This window comes from Vibrio sp. SNU_ST1 (assembly GCF_030563405.1).
Lineage (GTDB): Bacteria > Pseudomonadota > Gammaproteobacteria > Enterobacterales > Vibrionaceae > Vibrio.
Genome location: NZ_CP130748.1, coordinates 211,500 through 232,464, shown reverse-complemented (window position 1 = coordinate 232,464; position 20,965 = coordinate 211,500). Strand labels below are relative to the sequence as shown.

The 20,965-nt window shown below is 44.1% G+C and carries 19 protein-coding genes; 9 read left to right on the top strand and 10 right to left on the bottom strand.

What is annotated here, in order from left to right:
- Positions 1–37: 37 nt before the first annotated feature.
- Positions 38–340 (bottom strand): hypothetical protein, encoded by a 303-nt coding sequence (locus Q5H80_RS01065; protein ID WP_304569426.1) that lies wholly within the window; start codon positions 338–340, stop codon positions 38–40.
- Between Q5H80_RS01065 and Q5H80_RS01060 the strand changes: the two genes are divergently transcribed.
- From Q5H80_RS01060 to Q5H80_RS01050, 3 genes are all read left to right on the top strand, one after another.
- The gene (locus Q5H80_RS01060; RefSeq protein ID WP_304566594.1) at positions 267–1,682 is read left to right on the top strand and encodes an SLC13 family permease; all 1,416 of its coding nucleotides are present in this window, start codon (positions 267–269) and stop codon (positions 1,680–1,682) included. The genes Q5H80_RS01065 and Q5H80_RS01060 overlap by 74 nt on opposite strands.
- Before the next feature lie 258 nt (positions 1,683–1,940).
- Positions 1,941–3,821 carry a methyl-accepting chemotaxis protein gene (locus tag Q5H80_RS01055; protein WP_304566593.1) on the top strand — a complete coding sequence of 627 codons (1,881 nt, stop codon included), beginning with the start codon at positions 1,941–1,943 and terminating at the stop codon, positions 3,819–3,821.
- Positions 3,822–3,981: 160 nt separating this feature from the next.
- Positions 3,982–4,869 carry a DMT family transporter gene (locus Q5H80_RS01050; RefSeq protein ID WP_009847914.1) on the top strand — a complete coding sequence of 296 codons (888 nt, stop codon included), beginning with the start codon at positions 3,982–3,984 and terminating at the stop codon, positions 4,867–4,869.
- A 33-nt stretch (positions 4,870–4,902) separates the two neighbouring features.
- Here the strand turns inward: Q5H80_RS01050 and epmA are convergent, their stop codons facing one another.
- On the bottom strand, positions 4,903–5,874 hold the full coding sequence (gene epmA, locus Q5H80_RS01045; protein WP_304566592.1) for an elongation factor P--(R)-beta-lysine ligase: 972 nt from the start codon (positions 5,872–5,874) through the stop codon (positions 4,903–4,905).
- Between the two features lie 501 nt (positions 5,875–6,375).
- On the opposite strand from epmA, the gene frdA reads away from it, so the two are divergent.
- From frdA to frdD, 4 genes are read left to right on the top strand one after another with little or no spacing between them, the layout of a single operon-like run.
- Positions 6,376–8,199, top strand: a complete 1,824-nt coding sequence (frdA, locus tag Q5H80_RS01040; RefSeq protein ID WP_304566591.1) for a fumarate reductase (quinol) flavoprotein subunit — start codon at positions 6,376–6,378, stop codon at positions 8,197–8,199.
- On the top strand, positions 8,199–8,963 hold the full coding sequence (locus tag Q5H80_RS01035) for a succinate dehydrogenase/fumarate reductase iron-sulfur subunit (RefSeq protein WP_009847917.1): 765 nt from the start codon (positions 8,199–8,201) through the stop codon (positions 8,961–8,963). The genes frdA and Q5H80_RS01035 overlap by 1 nt, the downstream gene beginning before the upstream one ends.
- A gap of 1 nt (position 8,964) precedes the next feature.
- Positions 8,965–9,348, top strand: a complete 384-nt coding sequence (frdC, locus tag Q5H80_RS01030; protein ID WP_304566580.1) for a fumarate reductase subunit FrdC — start codon at positions 8,965–8,967, stop codon at positions 9,346–9,348.
- 11 nt (positions 9,349–9,359) lie between these two features.
- Entirely contained in the window at positions 9,360–9,737 is a 378-nt protein-coding gene (gene frdD, locus Q5H80_RS01025; protein WP_304566578.1) for a fumarate reductase subunit FrdD, read from the top strand.
- A gap of 230 nt (positions 9,738–9,967) precedes the next feature.
- Here frdD and efp read toward each other — a convergent pair whose 3' ends face one another.
- The gene (gene efp, locus Q5H80_RS01020; RefSeq protein WP_009847919.1) at positions 9,968–10,534 is read right to left on the bottom strand and encodes an elongation factor P; all 567 of its coding nucleotides are present in this window, start codon (positions 10,532–10,534) and stop codon (positions 9,968–9,970) included.
- Between the two features lie 33 nt (positions 10,535–10,567).
- On the opposite strand from efp, the gene epmB reads away from it, so the two are divergent.
- Both epmB and Q5H80_RS01010 read left to right on the top strand, forming a co-directional pair.
- Positions 10,568–11,590, top strand: a complete 1,023-nt coding sequence (gene epmB / locus Q5H80_RS01015) for an EF-P beta-lysylation protein EpmB (protein ID WP_304566571.1) — start codon at positions 10,568–10,570, stop codon at positions 11,588–11,590.
- Between the two features lie 143 nt (positions 11,591–11,733).
- Positions 11,734–12,222 carry an MgtC/SapB family protein gene (locus Q5H80_RS01010; RefSeq protein ID WP_304566569.1) on the top strand — a complete coding sequence of 163 codons (489 nt, stop codon included), beginning with the start codon at positions 11,734–11,736 and terminating at the stop codon, positions 12,220–12,222.
- A gap of 127 nt (positions 12,223–12,349) precedes the next feature.
- Here the strand turns inward: Q5H80_RS01010 and Q5H80_RS01005 are convergent, their stop codons facing one another.
- From Q5H80_RS01005 to Q5H80_RS00975, 7 genes are all read right to left on the bottom strand, one after another.
- A complete protein-coding gene (locus tag Q5H80_RS01005; RefSeq protein WP_304569359.1) occupies positions 12,350–13,783 on the bottom strand; it encodes a sensor domain-containing diguanylate cyclase in 1,434 nt (477 codons plus the stop codon).
- A gap of 244 nt (positions 13,784–14,027) precedes the next feature.
- Complete coding sequence (cysN, locus tag Q5H80_RS01000) at positions 14,028–15,437, bottom strand: sulfate adenylyltransferase subunit CysN (RefSeq protein ID WP_304566568.1); 1,410 nt, start codon at positions 15,435–15,437, stop codon at positions 14,028–14,030.
- Positions 15,438–15,492: 55 nt separating this feature from the next.
- Entirely contained in the window at positions 15,493–16,455 is a 963-nt protein-coding gene (locus tag Q5H80_RS00995) for a DHH family phosphoesterase (protein ID WP_304566566.1), read from the bottom strand.
- Between the two features lie 2 nt (positions 16,456–16,457).
- The gene (gene cysC, locus Q5H80_RS00990) at positions 16,458–17,087 is read right to left on the bottom strand and encodes an adenylyl-sulfate kinase (protein WP_304566564.1); all 630 of its coding nucleotides are present in this window, start codon (positions 17,085–17,087) and stop codon (positions 16,458–16,460) included.
- A 19-nt stretch (positions 17,088–17,106) separates the two neighbouring features.
- Positions 17,107–18,822: an SLC13 family permease gene (locus tag Q5H80_RS00985; protein WP_304566562.1), complete on the bottom strand. Its 1,716-nt coding sequence runs from the start codon at positions 18,820–18,822 to the stop codon at positions 17,107–17,109.
- A 54-nt stretch (positions 18,823–18,876) separates the two neighbouring features.
- Positions 18,877–19,797, bottom strand: coding sequence for a sulfate adenylyltransferase subunit CysD (gene cysD / locus Q5H80_RS00980; RefSeq protein WP_102248966.1), 921 nt, complete (start codon positions 19,795–19,797; stop codon positions 18,877–18,879).
- Positions 19,798–20,181: 384 nt separating this feature from the next.
- On the bottom strand, positions 20,182–20,739 hold the full coding sequence (locus Q5H80_RS00975) for a VC2662 family protein (protein WP_102248967.1): 558 nt from the start codon (positions 20,737–20,739) through the stop codon (positions 20,182–20,184).
- Between the last annotated feature and the right edge of the window lie 226 nt (positions 20,740–20,965).

Below are 20,965 nucleotides of genomic sequence, written 5' to 3'. Positions count from 1 at the left end.
CGCGCCTTTTTCTTAACTCTACCAATTTGTTTCCTACTCAAGCTCTAACAACCCAAGCTTTCAAACCACAATCCTCAAGCCCAGCCCAGCCCAGCCACCTGCTGCTTCTCACTCTTGCCTCTAATTGCCCAGAAAAAATATTGACCAAAAGCAAAACAACTGTCGAAACCTTAAACAACTTTTCGATTTTACAACCCGTCTCCAAGTACCAAAAATCCAGATAACTTACTCTATTTGAAGATATTTTATTCATGGGGTCTTTGTACATGCCTAAACTCAATATTGGCGTTCTGGTCAAGCTGTTGATTTGTTTTGCTATTCCCTTAGGCGTGTTATTCATGCCAATAGATTCCATACCTATCGATGACCTCACGCTGATTCAACACCGCTTGTTAGCGATATTCTTACTAGCAGCTCTACTGTGGGTGCTTGAACCCGTTCCGGTATTCGCCACCTCAATTCTGATCATTGCGCTTGAACTGGTGATGATTTCCGACAAGGGTTTGCATCTATTTAGAAACCCACCTGCAGGGCACGATCTCGGCGAATTAATCAAATATACCGACATCTTCGGTGCATTTTCGTCACCAATCATCATCCTTTTCATGGGTGGCTTTGCTCTTGCGATATCCGCATCCAAATACGAACTCGACAACAACCTAGCTCGAGTATTGCTCAAACCGTTTGGCACGGAGCCTCGCTTCATCATGCTCGGTTTAATGCTGATCACCGCCGTGTTCTCAATGTTCATGTCAAATACCGCTACAACGGTAATGATGCTCGCATTGCTAGGTCCTATCGTAGCCTCTGCACCAAGAGGCGACATGGGGATTAAAGCGCTCGTGTTGTGTATTCCAATCGCCGCCAATACCGGTGGTATCGCGACACCCATAGGTACACCACCCAATGCGATCGCACTGCAATACCTAACTGGCGAGAACAGTATCGACTTCCTTAGCTGGATGATGATGGGCTTACCCTTTGTGATCATCCAACTCACCATCGCTTGGTTTCTCCTACAAAAACTCTTCCCTTCTAAAGAAAGAAATATGGTCCTCAAGCTTGATGGACAATTTAGAAAGAGCTGGCGAGCGATTGTGGTTTACGTCACCTTCGCTGCGACAATCTTATTGTGGATGACCACCAAACTGCATGGCATGAACACTTATGTGGTCTCTATTATTCCACTAGCTGTCTTTACTCTCACTGGCATCATGGGTAAAGAAGAACTCAAGCTGATTAACTGGGATGTGTTGTGGCTGGTTGCGGGTGGTATTGCGATTGGGATTGGCTTGGATAAAACAGGCTTAGCCGCTGCACTCGCTCACGCGATTGATTATGAATCGCTCTCGCCGACTGCAGTGGTACTAACGCTGTCTATCGTGTGTTGGCTAATGGCGAACTTCATGTCAAACACCGCTACCGCAAACTTGCTGATGCCGATAGCAGCTGCGATTGGCGCTTCTATGGAAAGCCTAGTAGCAATTGGAGGCTTACAAGGCTTGCTGGTTGTGGTCGCCTTCTCGGCATCGCTCGGGATGATTCTTCCAGTATCGACACCACCAAACTCGCTGGCTTACTCAACTGGGCTTATCGAAAGCAAAGATATGGCGAAGATGGGTATCATCTTAGGGATTGTCGGCTTACTGATGGTCTACCTCGCGCTGTTTATTATCACCTAGCACGTCAATGCCTCCCTTCCGTCCAGCTAGTAATCGTGATCTCGCTAGCTGGCGGGTTTATTAAATTTTCATCGATAGATAATTGTGATTCTACTTCACGATTTATTAAAAATGACGATGGTTGATTTCAAATTTTTTGACTTTAAACACATCTACCAACACCAAGACAACGGCACTATACACGCATCAGAGACACACCAATTCACCATCAAGTACGTCACTGTAATTAGGTTTTTGTCTAATAGAGAGGAATAGACCTTGAGACATACTATTAAGTTTAAAATTCAGATCGCGATTGCGGTCATTATCGCCGTCGTAAGTGGCGCTCAAGCCTGGATATCGGTTAATCAGTTGACTCAAGAAACAGAGGTCGCGATTAACCAAGAAATGAAAAATGTCAGTGTTGGCACAACGAATTATATTGCCGATTGGCTCTCTATCCGCAGCGATATGATGCTTGCCAATGAGCCTACCATTTCAAGTAATGACAGCTCTGACCGCGAGTTATTGATCACCAAGCAAGCCGGGCAATTCTTGTCTGTTTATGCAGGGTTCAGCGATGGCACGATTGCTTATGGCGACAAAGGTGAAGATTGGCCAGCAGACTACGACCCTCGAACTCGCCCTTGGTATAAAGATGCAAACGCAACATCAGACCTCATCATTACCGAGCCTTACCAAGATTTTGACGGCAGCATTGTCATCAGTTTTGCTAAAGCATTTAATGGTGAAAGACAAGGTGTTATCGCGGCAGATTTAACCGTAACTAGCATTATTGATACCGTGCTCAATGTAAAACTCGATAACGATGGCTTTGCGTTTTTAGTCGACGGCAACAACAACATCGTCGCCTACAGTGATGAAGAGTTAAGCCAGAAACCACTGACGAGTTTGAATCCAGATCTAACGGTCAACAAAGTATCGCAACTGATACAAGACCAAATGATCACCACGCTAGCCTGGCCAGGCCAAGGTGATAAAATGGTCTACATTGCCAACGTCCCGAACACCGATTGGTCTCTGGGTATTGTTATCGATAAGGAAATGGCGTTTTCTGCGGTCTCTGACGCGATTCAATTCATCTCCCTGACTTCTTTAATTTTGTATATCGTCATTTCGATTGCTAGCACAATGGTGATTAACCGCCTGCTGCACCCACTGCAAACATTGTCTGAAGCACTGACTCAGCTTGCTCAAGGCAGAGGCGATCTGACTCAGCGTATTGATATCAAGCGTATGGATGAAATTGGCAAACTTGCCGAGCTTGTGAACCAGTTCTTAAGCCAAATGCAAAGCATGCTTAAGGGGGTAATCGAGCACAGTCACGACTTAAACAACCATGCGGAAAAAGCCAATCAACTGGCTACCCAATCTTCGATTCGAGTTGAAAATCAACAAAACGACATCAATCAAATTGCGACCGCGATTCATGAGATGTCTGCCACCGCAGCTGAAGTGGCCAGCCATGCCGAACTCACTGCATCGGCTTCTCAGGCATCAGCCACCGCTTGTAACGAAGGCCAAGAAGTTATCCAACAAAACCGTGATGCGATTACTGGCCTGGCGACCCAAGTTGAAGACGCTGCCAATGTTATTCGTGAATTAGAGAGCAACGCTCAAAGCATCAACCAGATCCTGTCTACTATCCAAGGCATTGCCGAACAAACCAATCTGTTGGCATTGAATGCGGCAATTGAAGCGGCTCGTGCAGGTGAACAAGGTCGTGGGTTTGCCGTTGTAGCAGACGAGGTTCGTGTGTTAAGCCAAAGAACGCATGGCTCGACCGAAGAAATTCGCGTGATGATTGATACACTGCAGAAGAATACCGAGCATGCCGTTGAAAGTATGACCACCAGCACTCAACTGGCAGAGAACAGTGTTGGCTTCGCAGAGCAAGCTCATGGCAGCCTCACGAAAATCACTCAGGCAATCACTGAAATCAACGATATGGCACTGCAAATAGCGAGTGCTGCGGAAGAGCAACGCGCGGTTAGCGAAGACATCAGCCGTAATACGCAAGGGATCAAGGATGCATCTGATGACCTTGCACAGCAAGCTGAAAGCAGTCGCAATAGCTCAAATGAAATGAGTAGCGCTGCGGAGTCTATGCGCCAAGACGTGGAGCGCTTTAAGGTATAGTGCGACTCAAGCAAAGTAAGTGAACCACACCACCGAGCGACAGCTGACATAAACTAATAACTGAAACAAAGTCGTTCTTTCATAAGAATCACTTTGTTCTCAGTTCGGTTTGATGCATATTGATGAGCTAATTTATCCCAGACACAAGGATGTTATTCAGATGGGATTTGAATGGTTAGCTCTAGCTGCCGCTTTTCTTTGGGCCATTGCGAGCCTAATGTCAGTAAAGCCTGCCCAACACTTAGGTTCTTTCGCCTATAGCCGTTGGAGAATGGGTTGTACCGCGATCATCTTATCGAGCATGGCTTGGTTTACTGGAGGTTGGTCAACTGTCGAAGCCAATCTAATCACGCCGATGATGCTATCTGGCCTGATTGGTATATTCATTGGTGATACCGCCCTATTTGCCTGTTTGAACCGAATGGGACCGCGCCAAGCGGGTTTACTGTTCTCTTGTCACGCCGTGTTCTCGGCGATTCTTGGTTATTTCCTGTTTAGTGAAAGTATGACCTCTATTGAGCTGATTGGCTCGGCTTTGGTGTTTAGTGGTGTATTAACTGCGATATTCTTTGGTCGTCGAGGACAAGCCAACAACCAGCTTGAAACCATCAAGGGCACAGTGTGGATTGGTGTCGCACTGGGAATCACCGCAGCGATCTGCCAAGCATTGGGCGGCATCATTGCCAAACCCGTGATGCAAACCAGTATCGACCCTGTTGCCGCTTCTGCCATTCGAATGATCACCGCTTTTGTTGCTCACTCCGCATTTCGTTTAACAGGCGCCAAACTTTCACGCGCACTTAACCCAATGAATAAGCAGATATTCGCGATTACCGCGGTTAATGGTTTTCTAGCGATGGCAGTAGGAATGACGTTGATTTTGTATGCGTTGCAGGAAGGTAATGTCGGTATGGTCGCTCTGTTATCTTCAACCACACCAATCATGTTGTTACCGATACTCTGGCTATACACCAAGCAGAGACCGAACGCCTACGCTTGGATAGGTGCCATTGTTGCCGTAGTGGGTACTGGTATTTTGGTCAGTTAGCCAAACGGTAAGTAGGACTAACTGAATAGAGAGCTAAGAGCGTGGGAACGGGAAAGCCGTCACATCATCGATATGGTCATAGCCCAGCGCCAGCATGATCAGACGGTCGATCCCCAAAGCAACACCCGCACAGTCTGGTAAGCCCGCTTTTAACGCCTCAATCAAGTGATGATCAATCGGTTGAGGTGATAGACCCATCTCAATACGCTTGGCATTATCATCTTCAAAGCGCTTAAGTTGTTCTTGCGGTTTATCTAACTCATGAAAGCCGTTAGCTAACTCGATGCCTTTGAAATACACCTCAAAGCGATCCGCCACTCGCGAATCCTCGGGGTTAATCTTAGCTAATGCCGCTTGTGAGGCTGGGAAGTCATACACAAACGCAGGCACCTGCTGGCCTATTTTCGCCTCTACCCCAATACTGAAAAGAAGCTGCAATAACGTATCGCGATCTTGCTCGGGGTCAGCTATGTCGCTGAGCCCTAGTTTCGCAGCTGCTTGCTTTAGGGTATCCATCGAATCTTCCAGCGGACACACACCTAACACATCGATAAAGGCTTGTTGGTAAGTCATTCGCTCTGCTGAGCTCGATTTAAGTACCTGCTGTAACAGCAAATCCACTTCATCCATTAAGTCATGGTGATCAAACCCGACGCGATACCACTCTAACATGGTGAACTCAGGGTTGTGGTAACGGCCATTTTCTTCATTCCGGAAAGACTTACAAATCTGATAAATACAGCCACTGCCCGCTGCTAATAGACGTTTCATATGAAACTCAGGGCTAGTCATAAAGAACAGGGGCTGACCGTGCGCATAACCCGGCCCTACGAATTCAGTTTTGAAAGTATGCAAATGCACGTCCGTCACCGTAGCGTGACTCATGGCTGGCGTATCCACTTCCATCACGCTTCGCTCTGCAAAAAACTGGCGGATTTGATTAAGGATATCAGCACGTTGCTTTAACTGCTTAATGGTTGCGGCTGGTTGCCATGTTGAGTGCATTATTAAGTCCCATATTACTGAATTCTAGGCGACGGAAATTACCACCTTTCGTCTCTTTTGTAAGCTTCTATCTTTCTATAGATGAAAGCAAAATGTTGCTTTAATGAAGCCAGAAAATTACGTTCTACAATACAATTATCAATACAGCTTTCACATCCACATTGATAACAAAAATCATACTCAACAAGCCGTTAACACAAGCCCTGTGGGCTAATCGTTATCAACAATTCATTGCCGTGATTGCAGTCACATAACCTATAAATTCTATGCCTCCATATGCACTACCGACCTAAAAACCCAAATGCATCAACTTTTCGAATACCTTCCTCTCTTACACTGAATCTACCACTTAAGGCTTAGGGGTAATAAACGGTTGATGCCGTTTACGTGCTATTAATTAGTAAATACTGCCAATTAGTAAGTGCTATTAGTTAGTAAGTGCCACCAATAAGCTTTTTATAATAACAAGCGGAATACTCCGCATCACACTGGAGAATAACTGTGAAGACAATTACCACAGATATCGCAGTCATCGGCGCAGGCGGCGCTGGTCTTCGTACAGCAATTGCAGCAGCTGAAGCTAATCCTGAATTGGAAGTTGCACTGATTTCTAAAGTTTACCCAATGCGTTCGCACACGGTGGCAGCAGAAGGCGGTTCAGCAGCGGTAATTAAAGACGAAGATAGCCTAGATAACCACTTCAACGATACTGTTGGCGGTGGCGACTGGCTATGTGAACAGGATGTTGTTGAATACTTTGTTGAAAACTCGACTCGCGAAATGATCCAAATGGAACAATGGGGTTGCCCATGGAGTCGTAAAGAAAACGGTGAAGTAAACGTACGCCGATTCGGCGGTATGAAGGTAGAGAGAACGTGGTTCGCAGCGGATAAAACCGGCTTCCACATGCTTCATACTCTGTTCCAGACTTCGATGAAGTACGACACAATCAAACGATTTGATGAGTACTTTGTGGTAGATCTGATCGTTGAGGATGGCGAAGTACAAGGCCTAATCGCGATTCATATGTCTGAAGGTGAGCTTGTTACCATCAAAGCGAAATCTGTTGTACTAGCAACCGGTGGCGCAGGTCGTGTTTACCACTGCAATACCAACGGCGGCATCGTAACGGGCGATGGTATGGCAATGGCTTATCGCCACGGTGTGCCACTGCGTGATATGGAGTTCGTTCAATACCACCCAACAGGCCTACCGGGCACTGGCATCTTGATGACCGAAGGTTGTCGTGGTGAAGGCGGTATCATCGTCAACAAGAACGGCTACCGTTACTTGCAAGATTACGGCATGGGCCCTGAAACTCCAGTGGGCGAGCCGAAAAATAAATACATGGAACTGGGTCCTCGAGACAAAGTTTCTCAAGCATTCTGGCACGAGCAGCAGAAAGGCAACACCATCAAGCATCCGCTTGGTGATGTAGTACATCTTGACCTTCGCCACCTTGGTGAAGAGTACCTGCAAGAGCGTCTTCCGTTTATCTGTGAGCTTGCAAAAGCGTACGTAAACGTAGACCCAGCAAAAGAGCCAATCCCAATTCGCCCAACCGTTCACTACACCATGGGTGGTATTGAAACCAACGGGACGTGTGAAACTCGCATTAAAGGCCTATTCGCTGTCGGTGAGTGTGCTTCAGTTGGCCTACATGGCGCAAACCGCCTAGGGTCTAACTCTCTTGCTGAATTCGTAGTATTCGGCCGCGTAGCCGGTGAACAAGCCGTGAAACGTGCAGCTGAATTCAAAGGCTGGAACGAAGAGTCTATTGCTAAGCAAGTGAAAGCGGTTGAAGATCGCATCGCAGGTCTACTAAACCAAGAAGGTGATGAGAACTGGGCTGACATCCGCACTGAAATGGGTCACACCATGGAAGCGGGTTGTGGTATCTACCGTCAAGAAGACTTGATGCAAGAAACCATCGACAAAATCACTGAACTGAAAGCTCGCTACAAGAAGATCAGTATTAAAGACAAAGGCAAAGTGTTCAACACTGACCTACTTTATGCTATCGAAGTGGGTTACGGCCTTGAAGTTGCAGAAGCGATGGTTCACTCAGCGATCCTTCGTAAAGAGTCTCGCGGTGCACACCAACGTCTAGACGACAACTGCACAGAACGTGATGACGTGAACTTCCTGAAACACTCTCTATCTTTCTACAACGAAGATGCAGCACCAACCATCGACTACAGCGGCGTTAAGATCACCAAATCTCAACCTAAAGCTCGTCTGTACGGTGAAGCTGCAGAGAAAGCCGCTGCCGCTGAAAAAGCAGCAGAAGAGAATGCTAAGAAGAGCGAAGAGGAGCAAGCATAATGTCAGCGAATCGAATCCAAAAAATTGAAATCCTGCGTTATGACCCTGAGCACGATGCAGAACCTCACTTTCAAACCTTTGAAGTTCCATTTGATGAAACCATGTCGGTACTTGATGCGATTGGTTACATCAAAGATAACCTAGATAAAGACCTGTCTTACCGTTGGTCTTGTCGTATGGCGATTTGTGGTTCTTGCGGCATCATGGTTGATGGCGTGCCAAAACTGGCATGTAAGAGCTTCTTACGTGATTACCCGAATGGCTTCAAAATCGAGCCTTTAGCTAACTTCCCAATCGAGAAAGATTTGATTGTCGACATGACGCCGTTTATCGAGCGCCTTGAAGCAATCAAGCCTTACATTATTGGTAACGATCGCAAGCCAGAAGACGGCACTAACATCCAAACTCCAGAGCAAATGGCGAAGTACAAACAGTTCGCTGGCTGCATCAACTGTGGTTTGTGTTACGCAGCGTGTCCTCAATTTGGTCTAAACCCTGAGTTCATTGGCCCTGCTGCGCTTGCTCTTGCTCACCGCTACAACCTAGATAGCCGTGACAATGGTAAAGCTGAACGTATGAAGCTTATCAATGGCGACAACGGAGCTTGGGGCTGTACGTTTGTAGGTTACTGTTCTGACGTTTGTCCGAAGAAAGTAGACCCAGCAGCGGCAGTAAACCAAGGCAAAGTTGAGTCTTCAATGGACTTCGTTATCTCGATGTTCAAGCCTGATGGATCGCAAGTAAAAACAGCAGAGGAGGCATAATATGAGCAATCGTAAGCCTTATGTTCGCGAGATGAAGAGAACGTGGTGGAGTAACCATCCGTTCTACCGCTTCTACATGCTACGTGAAGCGACTGTACTGCCTTTGATTCTATTCACTCTGTTCCTAACCTTCGGTTTGGGTTCGCTAGTGAAAGGCCCTGAGGCGTGGGAAGGTTGGTTGAGATTTATGGCTAACCCTATCGTTGTTGGTATCAACATCGTGGCACTGCTAGGCAGCTTACTGCACGCTCAGACCTTCTTCAGCATGATGCCTCAAGTAATGCCAATCCGCCTTAAAGGCAAATTGGTAGATAAAAGAATCATCGTACTGACCCAGTGGGCAGCGGTGGCATTTATTTCTTTAATCGTTCTGATGGTGGTGTAAGGAGCTTCGTTATGAACACAAATTACAATGTTAACCACAATCCGAAACGCTCTGATGAACCAATCTGGTGGGGCCTATTCGGCGCTGGCGGTACTTGGTTCGCGATGATCACACCAATCACTATTCTAGTGCTGGGTATCTTAGTGCCAATGGGCATCATCGATGCGGACGCAATGAGCTACGAACGTGTCTCTGAGTTTACCACCAGCATTATCGGTGCACTGTTCATCATCGGTACGCTGGCACTGCCAATGTGGCACGCAATGCACCGTCTTCACCACGGCATGCACGACCTTAAGTTCCACGTCGGCGTTGCAGGTAAAGTGGGCTGCTACTTCGTTGCAGGCCTTATTAGCGCGCTGTCTGTTATCTTCATTTTTATGATTTAACAGTTAAGAGCAGATTCGGGTAACTGAGATTCGAAGAGTTTAAGAACGAAAATACTAAAAGCAGAACAGGATTATCTTGTTCTGCTTTTTGTTGCTTGTTATATCTCGTTTACTCGCATCTGCTTTTCTGCTCCTCACCCGCTTTTCCTGATCACCAGATACAAAAAAGGCCGCTCATAAGCGACCTTTTCTATTTCACTGGGCCATCCTAAAAGATGGACACAATCAAATTATTTTACACGACCAACGTATTCGCCAGTACGAGTATCAACTTTAACAACTTCACCGATAGCGATGAATAGAGGTACGCGAACTACCGCGCCTGTTGCTAGAGTTGCAGGTTTACCACCAGTACCCTGTGTATCGCCTTTCAGGCCAGGATCGGTTTCAGTTACTTCGATCTCAACAAAGTTTGGCGGAGTAACAGTGATAGGGTTATCATTCCACAACGTTAGAGTACAAACGTCATTTTCAACTAACCATTTTGCTGAGTCAGCGACTGCTTTTACGTCTGCTGCAATTTGCTCAAATGTTTCGTTGTTCATGAAGTGGTAGAATTCGCCGTCGTTGTATAGGTAACCTAGTTCAACGTCAACAACATCTGCAAGCTCAAAGCTTTCGCCTGACTTGAATGTTTTCTCTAACACTTTGCCTGACAGCAGTTTACGAAGTTTTACACGGTTAAACGCTTGGCCTTTACCTGGCTTAACGTATTCATTGTCGATAATTGCGCAAGGCTCGTTATCTAACATGAATTTTAAACCGCCTTTGAATTCATTGGTGCTTACTGACGCCATGATTTTCTCTTCCACATCTTTGAGTTAATTTCAATGCCGCATATCATAACCCGAAAAGTCGAATCTGTTGAGCAAAACTGGCTCAAACAACTATCGAATGCGATCTCTGACCCGACAAAACTGCTTGAAGCATTGGAAATAGACCCAACACCGTGGCAAAAAGGATTCGTAGCACGTGAGCTGTTTTCGCTTCGAGTTCCTCTTAGCTTTGTTGAGCGAATGGAAAAAGGCAATCCACACGACCCTTTGCTAAGACAAGTTTTACCGCTAAGTGAAGAGTTTGAGGTGCACCAAGGCTATTCTGCTGACCCCTTAGAAGAACAAGAAAACGCGATTCCGGGACTACTACACAAATACAAAAGCCGCGCGCTAATGATCGTGAAAGGTGGCTGCGCGATTAACTGCCGTTACTGCTTCCGTCGTCATTTCCCTTACCAAGATAACAAAGGATCCAAGTCTGTTTGGCAAACCAGCCTAGACTATGTGGCTGCTCACCCAGAGATCAACGAGGTTATCTTGTCGGGTGGCGATCCACTGATGGCAAAAGACAGCGAGCTAGAGTGGCTTATCAATGCTATTGAACAAATTCCACATGTAAAAACCGTTCGAATTCATAGCCGATTACCGGTTGTGATTCCCGCTCGAGTAACGGATGAACTTTGCCAATTGTTAGCTCAAACTCGTCTCAATGTAGTCATGGTTAGCCATATTAATCATGCCAATGAAATCAACTTAGAGCTCAAGCAAGCCTTCCATAAGCTGAAGCAAACTGGTGCGACTCTGCTCAACCAAGGCGTGATGCTAAAAGGCGTAAATAACAGCGCTAACTCATTGAAAAAGTTAAGTGTAAAGCTATTCGACGCCGGTATTTTACCTTACTACATGCATGTACTTGATAAAGTTCAGGGCGCTGCTCATTTCTATATCTCCGATGAAGAGGCCAAACACCACTTCAAAGGTTTGATCTCTGAAGTTTCTGGCTACCTAGTACCAAAGCTAACTCGCGAAATTGGCGGCCGCAGTAGCAAGACGCCACTCGATCTGCATATTGAATAGCGAGCGAGCTTCAAAAAGCGACTAAGCTTATCTGTAACGACAACACGTTGCTAAATGCACCTTCACGACAAAAATTTTTTGTTCGATCGTCCGGTCTATTATTAGCATACTCGGCTCTATTCTAAATTCTTAGGAGGGGTGATATGTCACAATTTATAGAACAAGCTCTCAACCTTGCCCCCTTTAGCTGGGCAGGCCTCGCAGCATGCATGTTGTGTGGTTCTTTAATCGGAATCGAAAGGCAAACACGCGGTAAACCCGTCGGAATACGGACATCGATCCTTATAATTAGCGGTACTTACTTCTTCCTCACCATGGCGATTAGCCTATCCCCCAACACACTCGATCAAGCTCGTGTACTTGGTCAGATAATTACGGGGGTTGGATTCCTTGGTGCTGGGGTAATGATGACATTGGATGGAAAGATTCATGGTGTCACGTCAGCGGCGATTATCTGGGTACTCGCTGCATTAGGTATGATGATCGCACTTGGCCACCTTTCGCAGTCGGTTATTATCACGCTAATGGCGTTACTTATTTTGCTTGGTGTCGACAAAGTAGAAAACAGCTTCCAAAGCTTACGCCGTGGTGTTCATCAGAAGTGGATGAGAAAAGCCCGCGTGAAGAAGTAACACCTCGTCGGAAGACATTTGACCTTAGCTGCATTTTATCCTTAGCTACTGTTTCATCTTAAGGGGCTTTTTCCTTAGATAAAAAAGAGCCTAGCAAACGACTAGGCTCTAAACTGCAGTTCACAAGTTAATGTACGTGAATAGACACTTGATTCTTGCCTGCGGCCTTCGCCTTATAAAGCTGCTCATCTGATGAACGAATACTCTGGTTTTCCCACAAGTGTCCAATGCTGTCGAACTTGTACAGAGAGTAAAGCGTCGCTCCCCCGGAGACTGAGATATTAATCTTGTCACCGGTCGCACATCGATAACTTTGCAAACTAATGTCATTTTGAATTCGTTCAAAGATCGATGAAAGTAATTCGGATGATTCGCCCGTAATCGCGACAACAAACTCTTCACCACCAAATCTCGCCACGATATCTTGCTGCCTAACACTGTTCAGCATTAACTGAGCAACATGACAAATCACCTCATCTCCCACCTTATGACCATACTGGTCATTCACCACTTTGAAATCATCGATATCAAATACGCCAACACCAATAATTGGTTCCTCATTTTGGTTCAGCAACCGAACTTCAAAACCACGCCGATTATATAAACCAGTCAATGGGTCGAGCATCGCTAAATTCTTCAATCGCTTATGCTCTTGCTTGGTATAAAACCGCCACAACCATAGTGCTGAGATAAAGTATAAAGCTAACAAAATCAGTAATTGAACCCGCTCCAGTTCCAGCAAATGTAAGAAGTGCTCACTCTTTCCTTCTTCAATAGTCAGGTATAACTCAGTATTAATTCCATCGACGTACAAAGGACGTGAATAGGTAAAGTCCAACAACCCATATTTGTTTACTCCTCTTGCGCTCGTCACCTTGTATCCATGAACGGGATTCGAGACGAGATTAGATACGTAACCATCAACACCAAGTACTCCTTTAAACTCACCATCAACATAGATACCTTTGGTTAAGGTCACTACCTTCTTCCCTGTTAGGTAGTCATCGTATTGGCCGGTATACACCACTTGATCTTGACCCTGAGCTAAGCCAAAACGAATCGTATTCACCCAATAAGGGCGACTATTGACGACTGAATCAAAGGTGTCACCTTTAATGTAACGGGCGAAATCGGAAGGCGACGATATAATAAATTTATCTTTGGAGATAAAGTAAATCGCAGAGATGGTATCAATGGTATTCGCAAAATAAGCCATGGTGGGTGCGATAAACATGCGCCTACCTGCTTCTAAATGAAGCTCCGACGTTAGATCGCACATCTCACTTGGGCCAGAGAACATAAAATCAAATCGAGGGGCAGCTTGCTCTTCACTAATGAAGTAACACGTATCACCTTCGACCTTTTTCTCATGTGAGAATACGTAGGTATCCCCATGCAGTGGATAAAGTGCGGTAATATTATATTCAAGCGCATTAATAATCTGTGTAAGCTCCGCTAAAGAGCGTGTCACGCCTTGGTTTTCAATTCCATACTGCTTTTCTGACTCTTCCGCTGAATCAACAAGTAACAAGCTAAAAACCACTAAAAAGCTGGCGGTCAGACTTAAGAAAGCCTTTTTAAAATCGACGGTATGGGGATTAATCAAAGCATATAAGTCATCGTTGAAAATTTAGCGCACATTGTACCCACAAGTGAGAACATCGCAACAATAGTATAAAACAACATGCTTACAGTAACGTTCAAGGAGTGAGATAGCAGATGTAGAATAACGCCTAAACATAGAAGTAAAGGCGTTGATAGAGTCAATAAGCATTAACTAAATAGGAAATGTAGAACTTATTTTATCAAACTTCTGAGCATCCCCATTCAGGGAAATGCTTTCTTATATAAGTGTTTAATTCTTTTTCAGCTTGCGAGTAAATGCGCTTATTAACTCCCTCGTCAGAATGCAGACGCTGCACAACACCAGCCCCGACTGTCACATTCGTATGCCTATCGATCACTACAAATGCACCTGTCTGAGGCAGATCTTTGTATAAATCTATAGCAACTTGATCTGTTAAATTGATAGAAGTTAACGCGATTTCATTAAGCTCTACTGTTTCAGAATTTTCAGCGTGTTGTTCAAGAGTATTCACATCAACTTTATGTTGAATACCTGACAACTTACCTGTGCAAGATTTCGTTGCAAACTTGAAACTATATTCTTTATGGCAACGCAATGGGTTTTCATCCATCCACACTAAATACGCATCAAACTTGTTAACAAGTTGTAGATTTGAGCCTTTATGAATCAACATATCCCCACGAGATACATCAATTTCATCGTCAAGCGTTATCGTAATCGCTTGACCTGGCTGTGCAGACTCCAGCTCACCATCATAAGTGAAGATGGATTTAACTTTTGATGATTTTCCTGAAGGTAACGCTGTGATTTCATCACCAACACAGACTTGGCCTGAAGCCAGTGTGCCACAAAAGCCGCGGAAATCTAGATTCGGACGATTAACGTACTGAACAGGAAAGCGCATATGCTCTAAATCTTTATCTTGATCGACTTTTACTGTCTCAAGCAGCTTCATTAAAGTCGCTCCTGGGTACCACTCCATATTTTCACTTGGAGTTACCACATTGTCGCCTTTCAACGCTGAGATGGGTACAAAGCGAATGTCGTCAATATTGAAGCTCTTAGCCATCTCACGATAATCAGCTTTGATTTGTTGATACACATCTTGACTATAATCCATCAAGTCCATCTTGTTTATAGCAACAATGATGTGCTTAATACCCAATAGTGAACAAATATAACTGTGACGACGCGTTTGAGTTTGAATACCATAGCGGGCATCTACCATCACAATTGCTAAATCGCAAGTTGACGCTCCAGTTACCATATTACGAGTGTATTGCTCGTGCCCAGGAGTATCAGCAATAATGAATTTACGTTTATCTGTCGAAAAATAACGGTATGCCACATCAATAGTAATACCCTGCTCACGCTCAGATTGCAGGCCATCTACCAACAGTGCCAGATCAAATGATTCATCGGTTGTATTGAACTTTTGAGAGTCTTTCTCAATCGCAGCCATCTGATCTTCGTATATCAGTTTACTATCAAACAGCAAACGACCAATCAGTGTTGATTTACCATCATCCACGTTACCGCAAGTTAAAAAGCGCAGCAGATCTTTGTTCTCGTGTACTTTTAAGTATGCTTCAATATCTTGAGCAATTAGCTCTGAACTATGTGACATGGTCTTTCCTTAATGGTCCCGGTTTAAATACTCAACTCTTCAAACCGACTTTGATTTATTGATAAAATTTATTTAAAACTTTAATGAATTCGTTTTTATTTTCAATAGGTAAGGCGTTAATACCCGCCGCAGCTTTACGGCCACCACCAGTAACAAACTGACAGCAGACTTCATCTGCACCAGTTCGATGATTTAAAGGGGCACGAACACTAACGGTGTAGTCCTTCTGATTATCATTCAATGTGAGTACTGCATGAGCCTTGTTTGGTGATTGATTTGCAAGAACGTTTCCAAACACACCACTGACACGCTTTGCCCATGCTTCACAAGGCAGTAGATAGATTTCAGACACGTCAGTGCACACTATCGGCGTTAGCAGCTCAACATGTTGATAATCAGCCTGATACCCTTGTTTTAGAACATAATAAGGAGATATTAAATCTCGCTTGAGGTCAAAAGGTGAAGAATAGCACATAAGCTGTTGAAACAATTCGGCTGGATCAATGTGTAAATCGTCAATCGAAGTACCATAACAGTTGTAGTTGATTAAGGTACCCAGCTCTTTTAAAAATTTTCTTTCATCACAACTTAATCCGATAACATCGGCTAACTGGTCAGCATTGACGGACATATTGTCACCGTAAGCGCCAACTATAGCCCAATCAGCATATCGCCCCGCTAACTGCTGGTTGATCAACAAACTGGTGCAAGTATTCGCATCCAAATTAATGAGGGCTGTAAAATTATCAGCTTGTGGCACTTCTCCCGTACGATGGTGGTCACAATAGAACAGAGGTATATCCAGATCTATCAATTCGTAGAGCGCATCGATATTTTTTTCCATCGATATATCTAAGATGGTGCAGCCACTGATATCATTTTGTTTAACCACTCGCTGTAAAAGAGCAATGTCACGCTTTACACCAGTGACAAGCTTCGAGCATTTTGGGTCGGCCTTACGCAACTGAAGTAAAGCAATTATTCCATCAGCATCACCATTGAATACATCGTAATGCATGATTAAATGTACCCTAACTTAGTAAGTTGATTAACCACAATATCTGCACATGCCTCAATAGATTGACCTTCAGTCTCGACATGAATATCTGGAGTTAATGGGGCTTCATACATTGAATCAATACCAGTAAAATTCTTAATCTCACCCGCTCGTGCTTTCTTGTATAACCCTTTAGGATCTCGCTGTTCGCACACCGATAATGGTGTATCAATAAACACTTCCAGAAATTGCTTCGAAGATAAAAGCTCACGGACTTGTGCGCGGTCAGCAATAAATGGCGAAATAAACGCAGTTATTACTATCGTTCCCGAATCCACAAACAGTTTTGCTACCTCACCAATACGACGAATGTTTTCAACGCGGTCCGTGTCGCTAAACCCAAGATCTTTATTGAGGCCATGTCGGACATTGTCACCATCGAGCAAATAGCTATGTTTACCTAAACTTAGAAGCTTACTTTCGACTGCATTGGCAACTGTGGACTTCCCAGAGCCACTTAATCCCGTAAACCAAAGCACCGTTGGCACTTGTTGCTTTTGAACGGAGCGTTGCTCATGCGTCACCGTGGAGCTATGCCAAACTACATCATCGCTAACAGACTCATTATCTTTTATTACATAGGGAGAGGTCATTCTTACAACTCATATAAAACTAAAATGGGAACACCATCGGAATAGCAATGGTGGCAACTACAATGTAAGTGACGGTAACTATCCATCCGACTTTAACAAAGTCTATAAAAGCATAGCCACCAGCGCTCATCACCATAAGGTTAGTTTGATAACCAAAAGGACTGATAAAGGATGCACTCGCACCATAGGCAACCGCCATGACTAGCGGTAAATAATCGATATGGAACGTCGACGCTAAAGCCAGTGAAATAGGTAACATAATTGCCGCAGCAGCTGTGTTGGTCATGATTTCCGTTAAAATAATGGTTAAGACCAATATGCCTACTAGCACCCAGATAGGAGATAGTTGCCCAGCTACGGATTCAAAGACTTGAGTTAATGCCAATGCCAGACCACTGCTAGAAAACGCACTGGCGATACACAAAGCTGATACTAGTATGATCAATAACTCAAATGGAAAACGCCGTCTTAATTGAGTTCCATCAATGATTTTACTCGTCAAAGATAAGAGCAAGAACCCAGACAATGTATCAACAAGGTCTAAACTGGTGCACGCAGCTAAGACAATAGATAAAATGAAACCGACAATACCTAATAGGTTTTGAGTGAATGACAAAGGACTTTTAAGCGACTTGTCACTTAATAGAAAAAAGTTTCTGGTTAGATTTGGGCGTTTTTTAAAATCATCCCCGACAGCCAGAATCAATTTATCACCACTTTGAATAACACACTCCCCAAGCTTGCCAGAAAGCCGTTTTCCTTGCCTAGCGATCGCTACCACTGCCGCATCAAAACGAGAACGAAATTCGACCTCTTTTAAGGTTTTATCTATCAATATAGATTCAGGACTCACTAAGACTTCAACTAAGTTTTTACCTAACTCAAATTCTTCTTCCACGTACAGCTTTAGGCCATCAAACGAGGCCAATTGTTTAACTTCTGAAACATCACCACTGAATACCAGTTTATCTCCTGCAAATACCAACTCACTCGGTGATACAGGGGTTATCAACTGTTTATCTCGAATAATTTCAGTTAAGAAAAGACCATCGAGTGATCGTAATCCATTTTCTAATATACTTCGACCTACGAGCTTACTTCTGCTCTCGACTTCAGCATCAAGGAAGTAGCCCCCTAACGATTCAATTTTCACAAGGTCATCAGGAAGCCAGCGGGAAACTATTATTACTACGAAACCACAACCGAGTAGTAAACTAACCCCCACAGGGAAAAAAGCAAAGATTGTCAGCGCAGGATAGCCTTGGTCTTCAAGTAAACCACTAACTACAAGGTTGGTCGCAGTTCCTATTAAGGTTAGAGTCCCCCCTAAAATAGAGAAGTACGATAAAGGAATCAGAAGTTTCTTAGGAGCATGGAATGGATTTTTGAGAACCCCCCCCATCAAAGTAGCGACCACTGCGGTATTGTTAAGTACGCTAGAGCTTAGTGCTCCCAGAGCTCCCAAACGCAATAGCGATTGCCCATAATGACGATGAGATAACATTTTTGCCACCCAACTAAGCAAAGCTGTCCTTTCTAGAGCGAGAGAAGAAAGTAGTAACAATAATAAGATAATCACAGAACGGTTAGTGACGTTCGAGAAAATAACGGCTTGTGAAAGCTCACCAGAAACGTACAGCACTGTCACTGAAAAAATAAACACATAGCTAGCTCTAAAACGGTTACTGACCAGACCAATAATCAATCCAATAAGGACACACGCAGTGACAATCATGCTCAAACAACTCAATTTATATTCAAAATTAACGATATAATATCGTCAATGCTATTAGAAGTAGCCTTCACGCTTTTTCTTCTCCATTGAACCTGAACTATCGTGGTCAATGGCGCGCCCTTGACGCTCTGAGGTGGTTGTTAGCAACATCTCTTGAATAATTTCAGGTAGCGTCGTAGCTTTCGATTCTACAGCGCCAGTTAGTGGGTAACAACCGAGTGTACGAAAACGCACCATTTTTTCTTCTGCCACTTCCCCTTTGTTAAGCTTCATTCGCTCATCATCGACCATAATCAACATGCCATCACGCTGAACGACAGGGCGAGGTTTTGATAAATACAAACCCGGAATTTCAATATTTTCAAGATAGATATACTGCCAAATATCTAGCTCTGTCCAGTTAGATAGTGGGAACACACGGATACTCTCACCTTGGTTAACCTTGCCGTTGTAAATATTCCATAGTTCTGGTCGTTGATTTTTAGGATCCCAACGATGATGTTCGTCGCGAAACGAGTACACTCGCTCTTTCGCTCGAGATTTTTCCTCATCGCGTCGCGCACCACCGAAAGCAGCATCAAAACCATGCATATCTAGAGCCTGTTTTAAGCCTTGGGTCTTCATTATATCAGTATGTTTTGAACTACCGTGCACAAAAGGATTGATCCCCATAGCCACACCTTCAGGGTTCTGGTGAACAATAAGTTTCATTCCAACCTTATCAGCCATGTAATCGCGGAACTCGATCATTTCTTTAAATTTCCACGTAGTATCAACATGCATCAGAGGGAAAGGAGGAGTACCAGGAGCGAAAGCTTTCTGAGCAAGGTGTAGCATTACTGAAGAGTCTTTACCAACTGAATACAGCATCACCGGGTTATCAAACTCAGCCGCGACTTCACGCATAATATGGATCGATTCAGCTTCCAATTGCTTTAGATGCGTCATTTTTTCCGGCGTTATTTTCGTTGTCATGTTACGTTTCCCACATCCATTGAATGTTTCTACCTCAGTTAAAGCACTGAAGAGTATTTATTCGACTAAAAGTTCGATTAGATATTAAATCTGTTTGCCAACAGTATACCAACATAAGCGAAAACAATAAAACGAGACAAGCGAAGATCCCCTTTAGGATTCAAAACCTAGAATCAAAATCAGAGAGCTTAATGAACCTTTTCAGTAGTAAGTTGATTAAGTTACTTAGAAGCTACTAACTGTAAAGCAATTGAAATGATTAAAACCGTTTAACTGTAGAGTTTGATAGAAGGGGATGAGTCTAATTCTATCTATAATAGATGCTAGAGAAAAATCACCTACTAGTTAGTAGGTGATTTGGAGTAGATAATTAAAACGATAACTCTACTTAGCAAAATTCACAATTGGAAAGCACGGGAAGAAGCCATTGTCAGCACAGTTGATCAGACCAATCTGTACGCCTTCGATTTTGTTGGTTTTGTTGAAGATACCAACCTGAACCGTAGACACTTCTGAAAGGTTAGCTGCGCCAACATCAACCATAGTGTTACCTTCTGAGTAGTTCACAAAGCTCACGTTTGCACCTTTCACATCATTAGTGATGTTCACCGCACCTAGGTTAAGACCCGTCGTTTGGCCTGTGTTCCAGTTAAAAAAACCCAGTGATGCCCCTGTCATTTCTTGGTTCACTTTAGATGCACCAAAAATACCAAGGTTCACACCTGTTGTGGTTTGCGTCTCAGACATACCAACAACCGCAAGGTCGACACCTTTAAGGTCATTGACTTGTCCGTGAAGCAGAGCCAGACGTACACCGCCAACCGCATCAGAATCCGGAGCGTTGAAGCCATTAATTGTTGAAAACATAACAGGCGAAGAAGCAAATGCTGCCGGTGCCATTACCGCTGCAGATACAGCAAGTACTGAAAGTAACTTTTTCATTGGGGAGTCTCCACTGACTTATTGTTGACTTGATTAATCTATATTCAATCAAGTATTTATTGTCCTTCACTCAACAGCTATCCATGTTAAATCAATGTCATAACTGTACCATTGAATATAAGACTCAAAAGCGTAAAGAGCAATATTGAGCGGAGGATATCATGAGAGGCGAGAGTAACCATCGACAGTCAGGCTTCTTAAGCAGACGATAAAGATTCCCTATCAC

Excerpts from the sequence above, each read along its gene's own strand:
- Q5H80_RS00995 (WP_304566566.1), bottom strand. The coding sequence starts at position 16,455 with ATGCATTACGATGTATTCAATGGTGATGCTGATGGAATAATTGCTTTA.
- Q5H80_RS00975 (WP_102248967.1), bottom strand. The coding sequence starts at position 20,739 with ATGAAAAAGTTACTTTCAGTACTTGCTGTATCTGCAGCGGTAATGGCA.
- epmA (WP_304566592.1), bottom strand. The coding sequence starts at position 5,874 with ATGCACTCAACATGGCAACCAGCCGCAACCATTAAGCAGTTAAAGCAA.
- Q5H80_RS01010 (WP_304566569.1), top strand. The coding sequence starts at position 11,734 with ATGTCACAATTTATAGAACAAGCTCTCAACCTTGCCCCCTTTAGCTGG.
- Q5H80_RS01060 (WP_304566594.1), top strand. The coding sequence starts at position 267 with ATGCCTAAACTCAATATTGGCGTTCTGGTCAAGCTGTTGATTTGTTTT.
- frdC (WP_304566580.1), top strand. The coding sequence starts at position 8,965 with ATGAGCAATCGTAAGCCTTATGTTCGCGAGATGAAGAGAACGTGGTGG.
- epmB (WP_304566571.1), top strand. The coding sequence starts at position 10,568 with ATGCCGCATATCATAACCCGAAAAGTCGAATCTGTTGAGCAAAACTGG.
- Q5H80_RS01035 (WP_009847917.1), top strand. The coding sequence starts at position 8,199 with ATGTCAGCGAATCGAATCCAAAAAATTGAAATCCTGCGTTATGACCCT.
- Q5H80_RS01050 (WP_009847914.1), top strand. The coding sequence starts at position 3,982 with ATGGGATTTGAATGGTTAGCTCTAGCTGCCGCTTTTCTTTGGGCCATT.
- frdD (WP_304566578.1), top strand. The coding sequence starts at position 9,360 with ATGAACACAAATTACAATGTTAACCACAATCCGAAACGCTCTGATGAA.
- efp (WP_009847919.1), bottom strand. The coding sequence starts at position 10,534 with ATGGCGTCAGTAAGCACCAATGAATTCAAAGGCGGTTTAAAATTCATG.
- cysN (WP_304566568.1), bottom strand. The coding sequence starts at position 15,437 with ATGTCACATAGTTCAGAGCTAATTGCTCAAGATATTGAAGCATACTTA.
- Q5H80_RS00985 (WP_304566562.1), bottom strand. The coding sequence starts at position 18,822 with ATGATTGTCACTGCGTGTGTCCTTATTGGATTGATTATTGGTCTGGTC.
- cysC (WP_304566564.1), bottom strand. The coding sequence starts at position 17,087 with ATGACCTCTCCCTATGTAATAAAAGATAATGAGTCTGTTAGCGATGAT.
- cysD (WP_102248966.1), bottom strand. The coding sequence starts at position 19,797 with ATGACAACGAAAATAACGCCGGAAAAAATGACGCATCTAAAGCAATTG.
- Q5H80_RS01065 (WP_304569426.1), bottom strand. The coding sequence starts at position 340 with ATGAATAACACGCCTAAGGGAATAGCAAAACAAATCAACAGCTTGACC.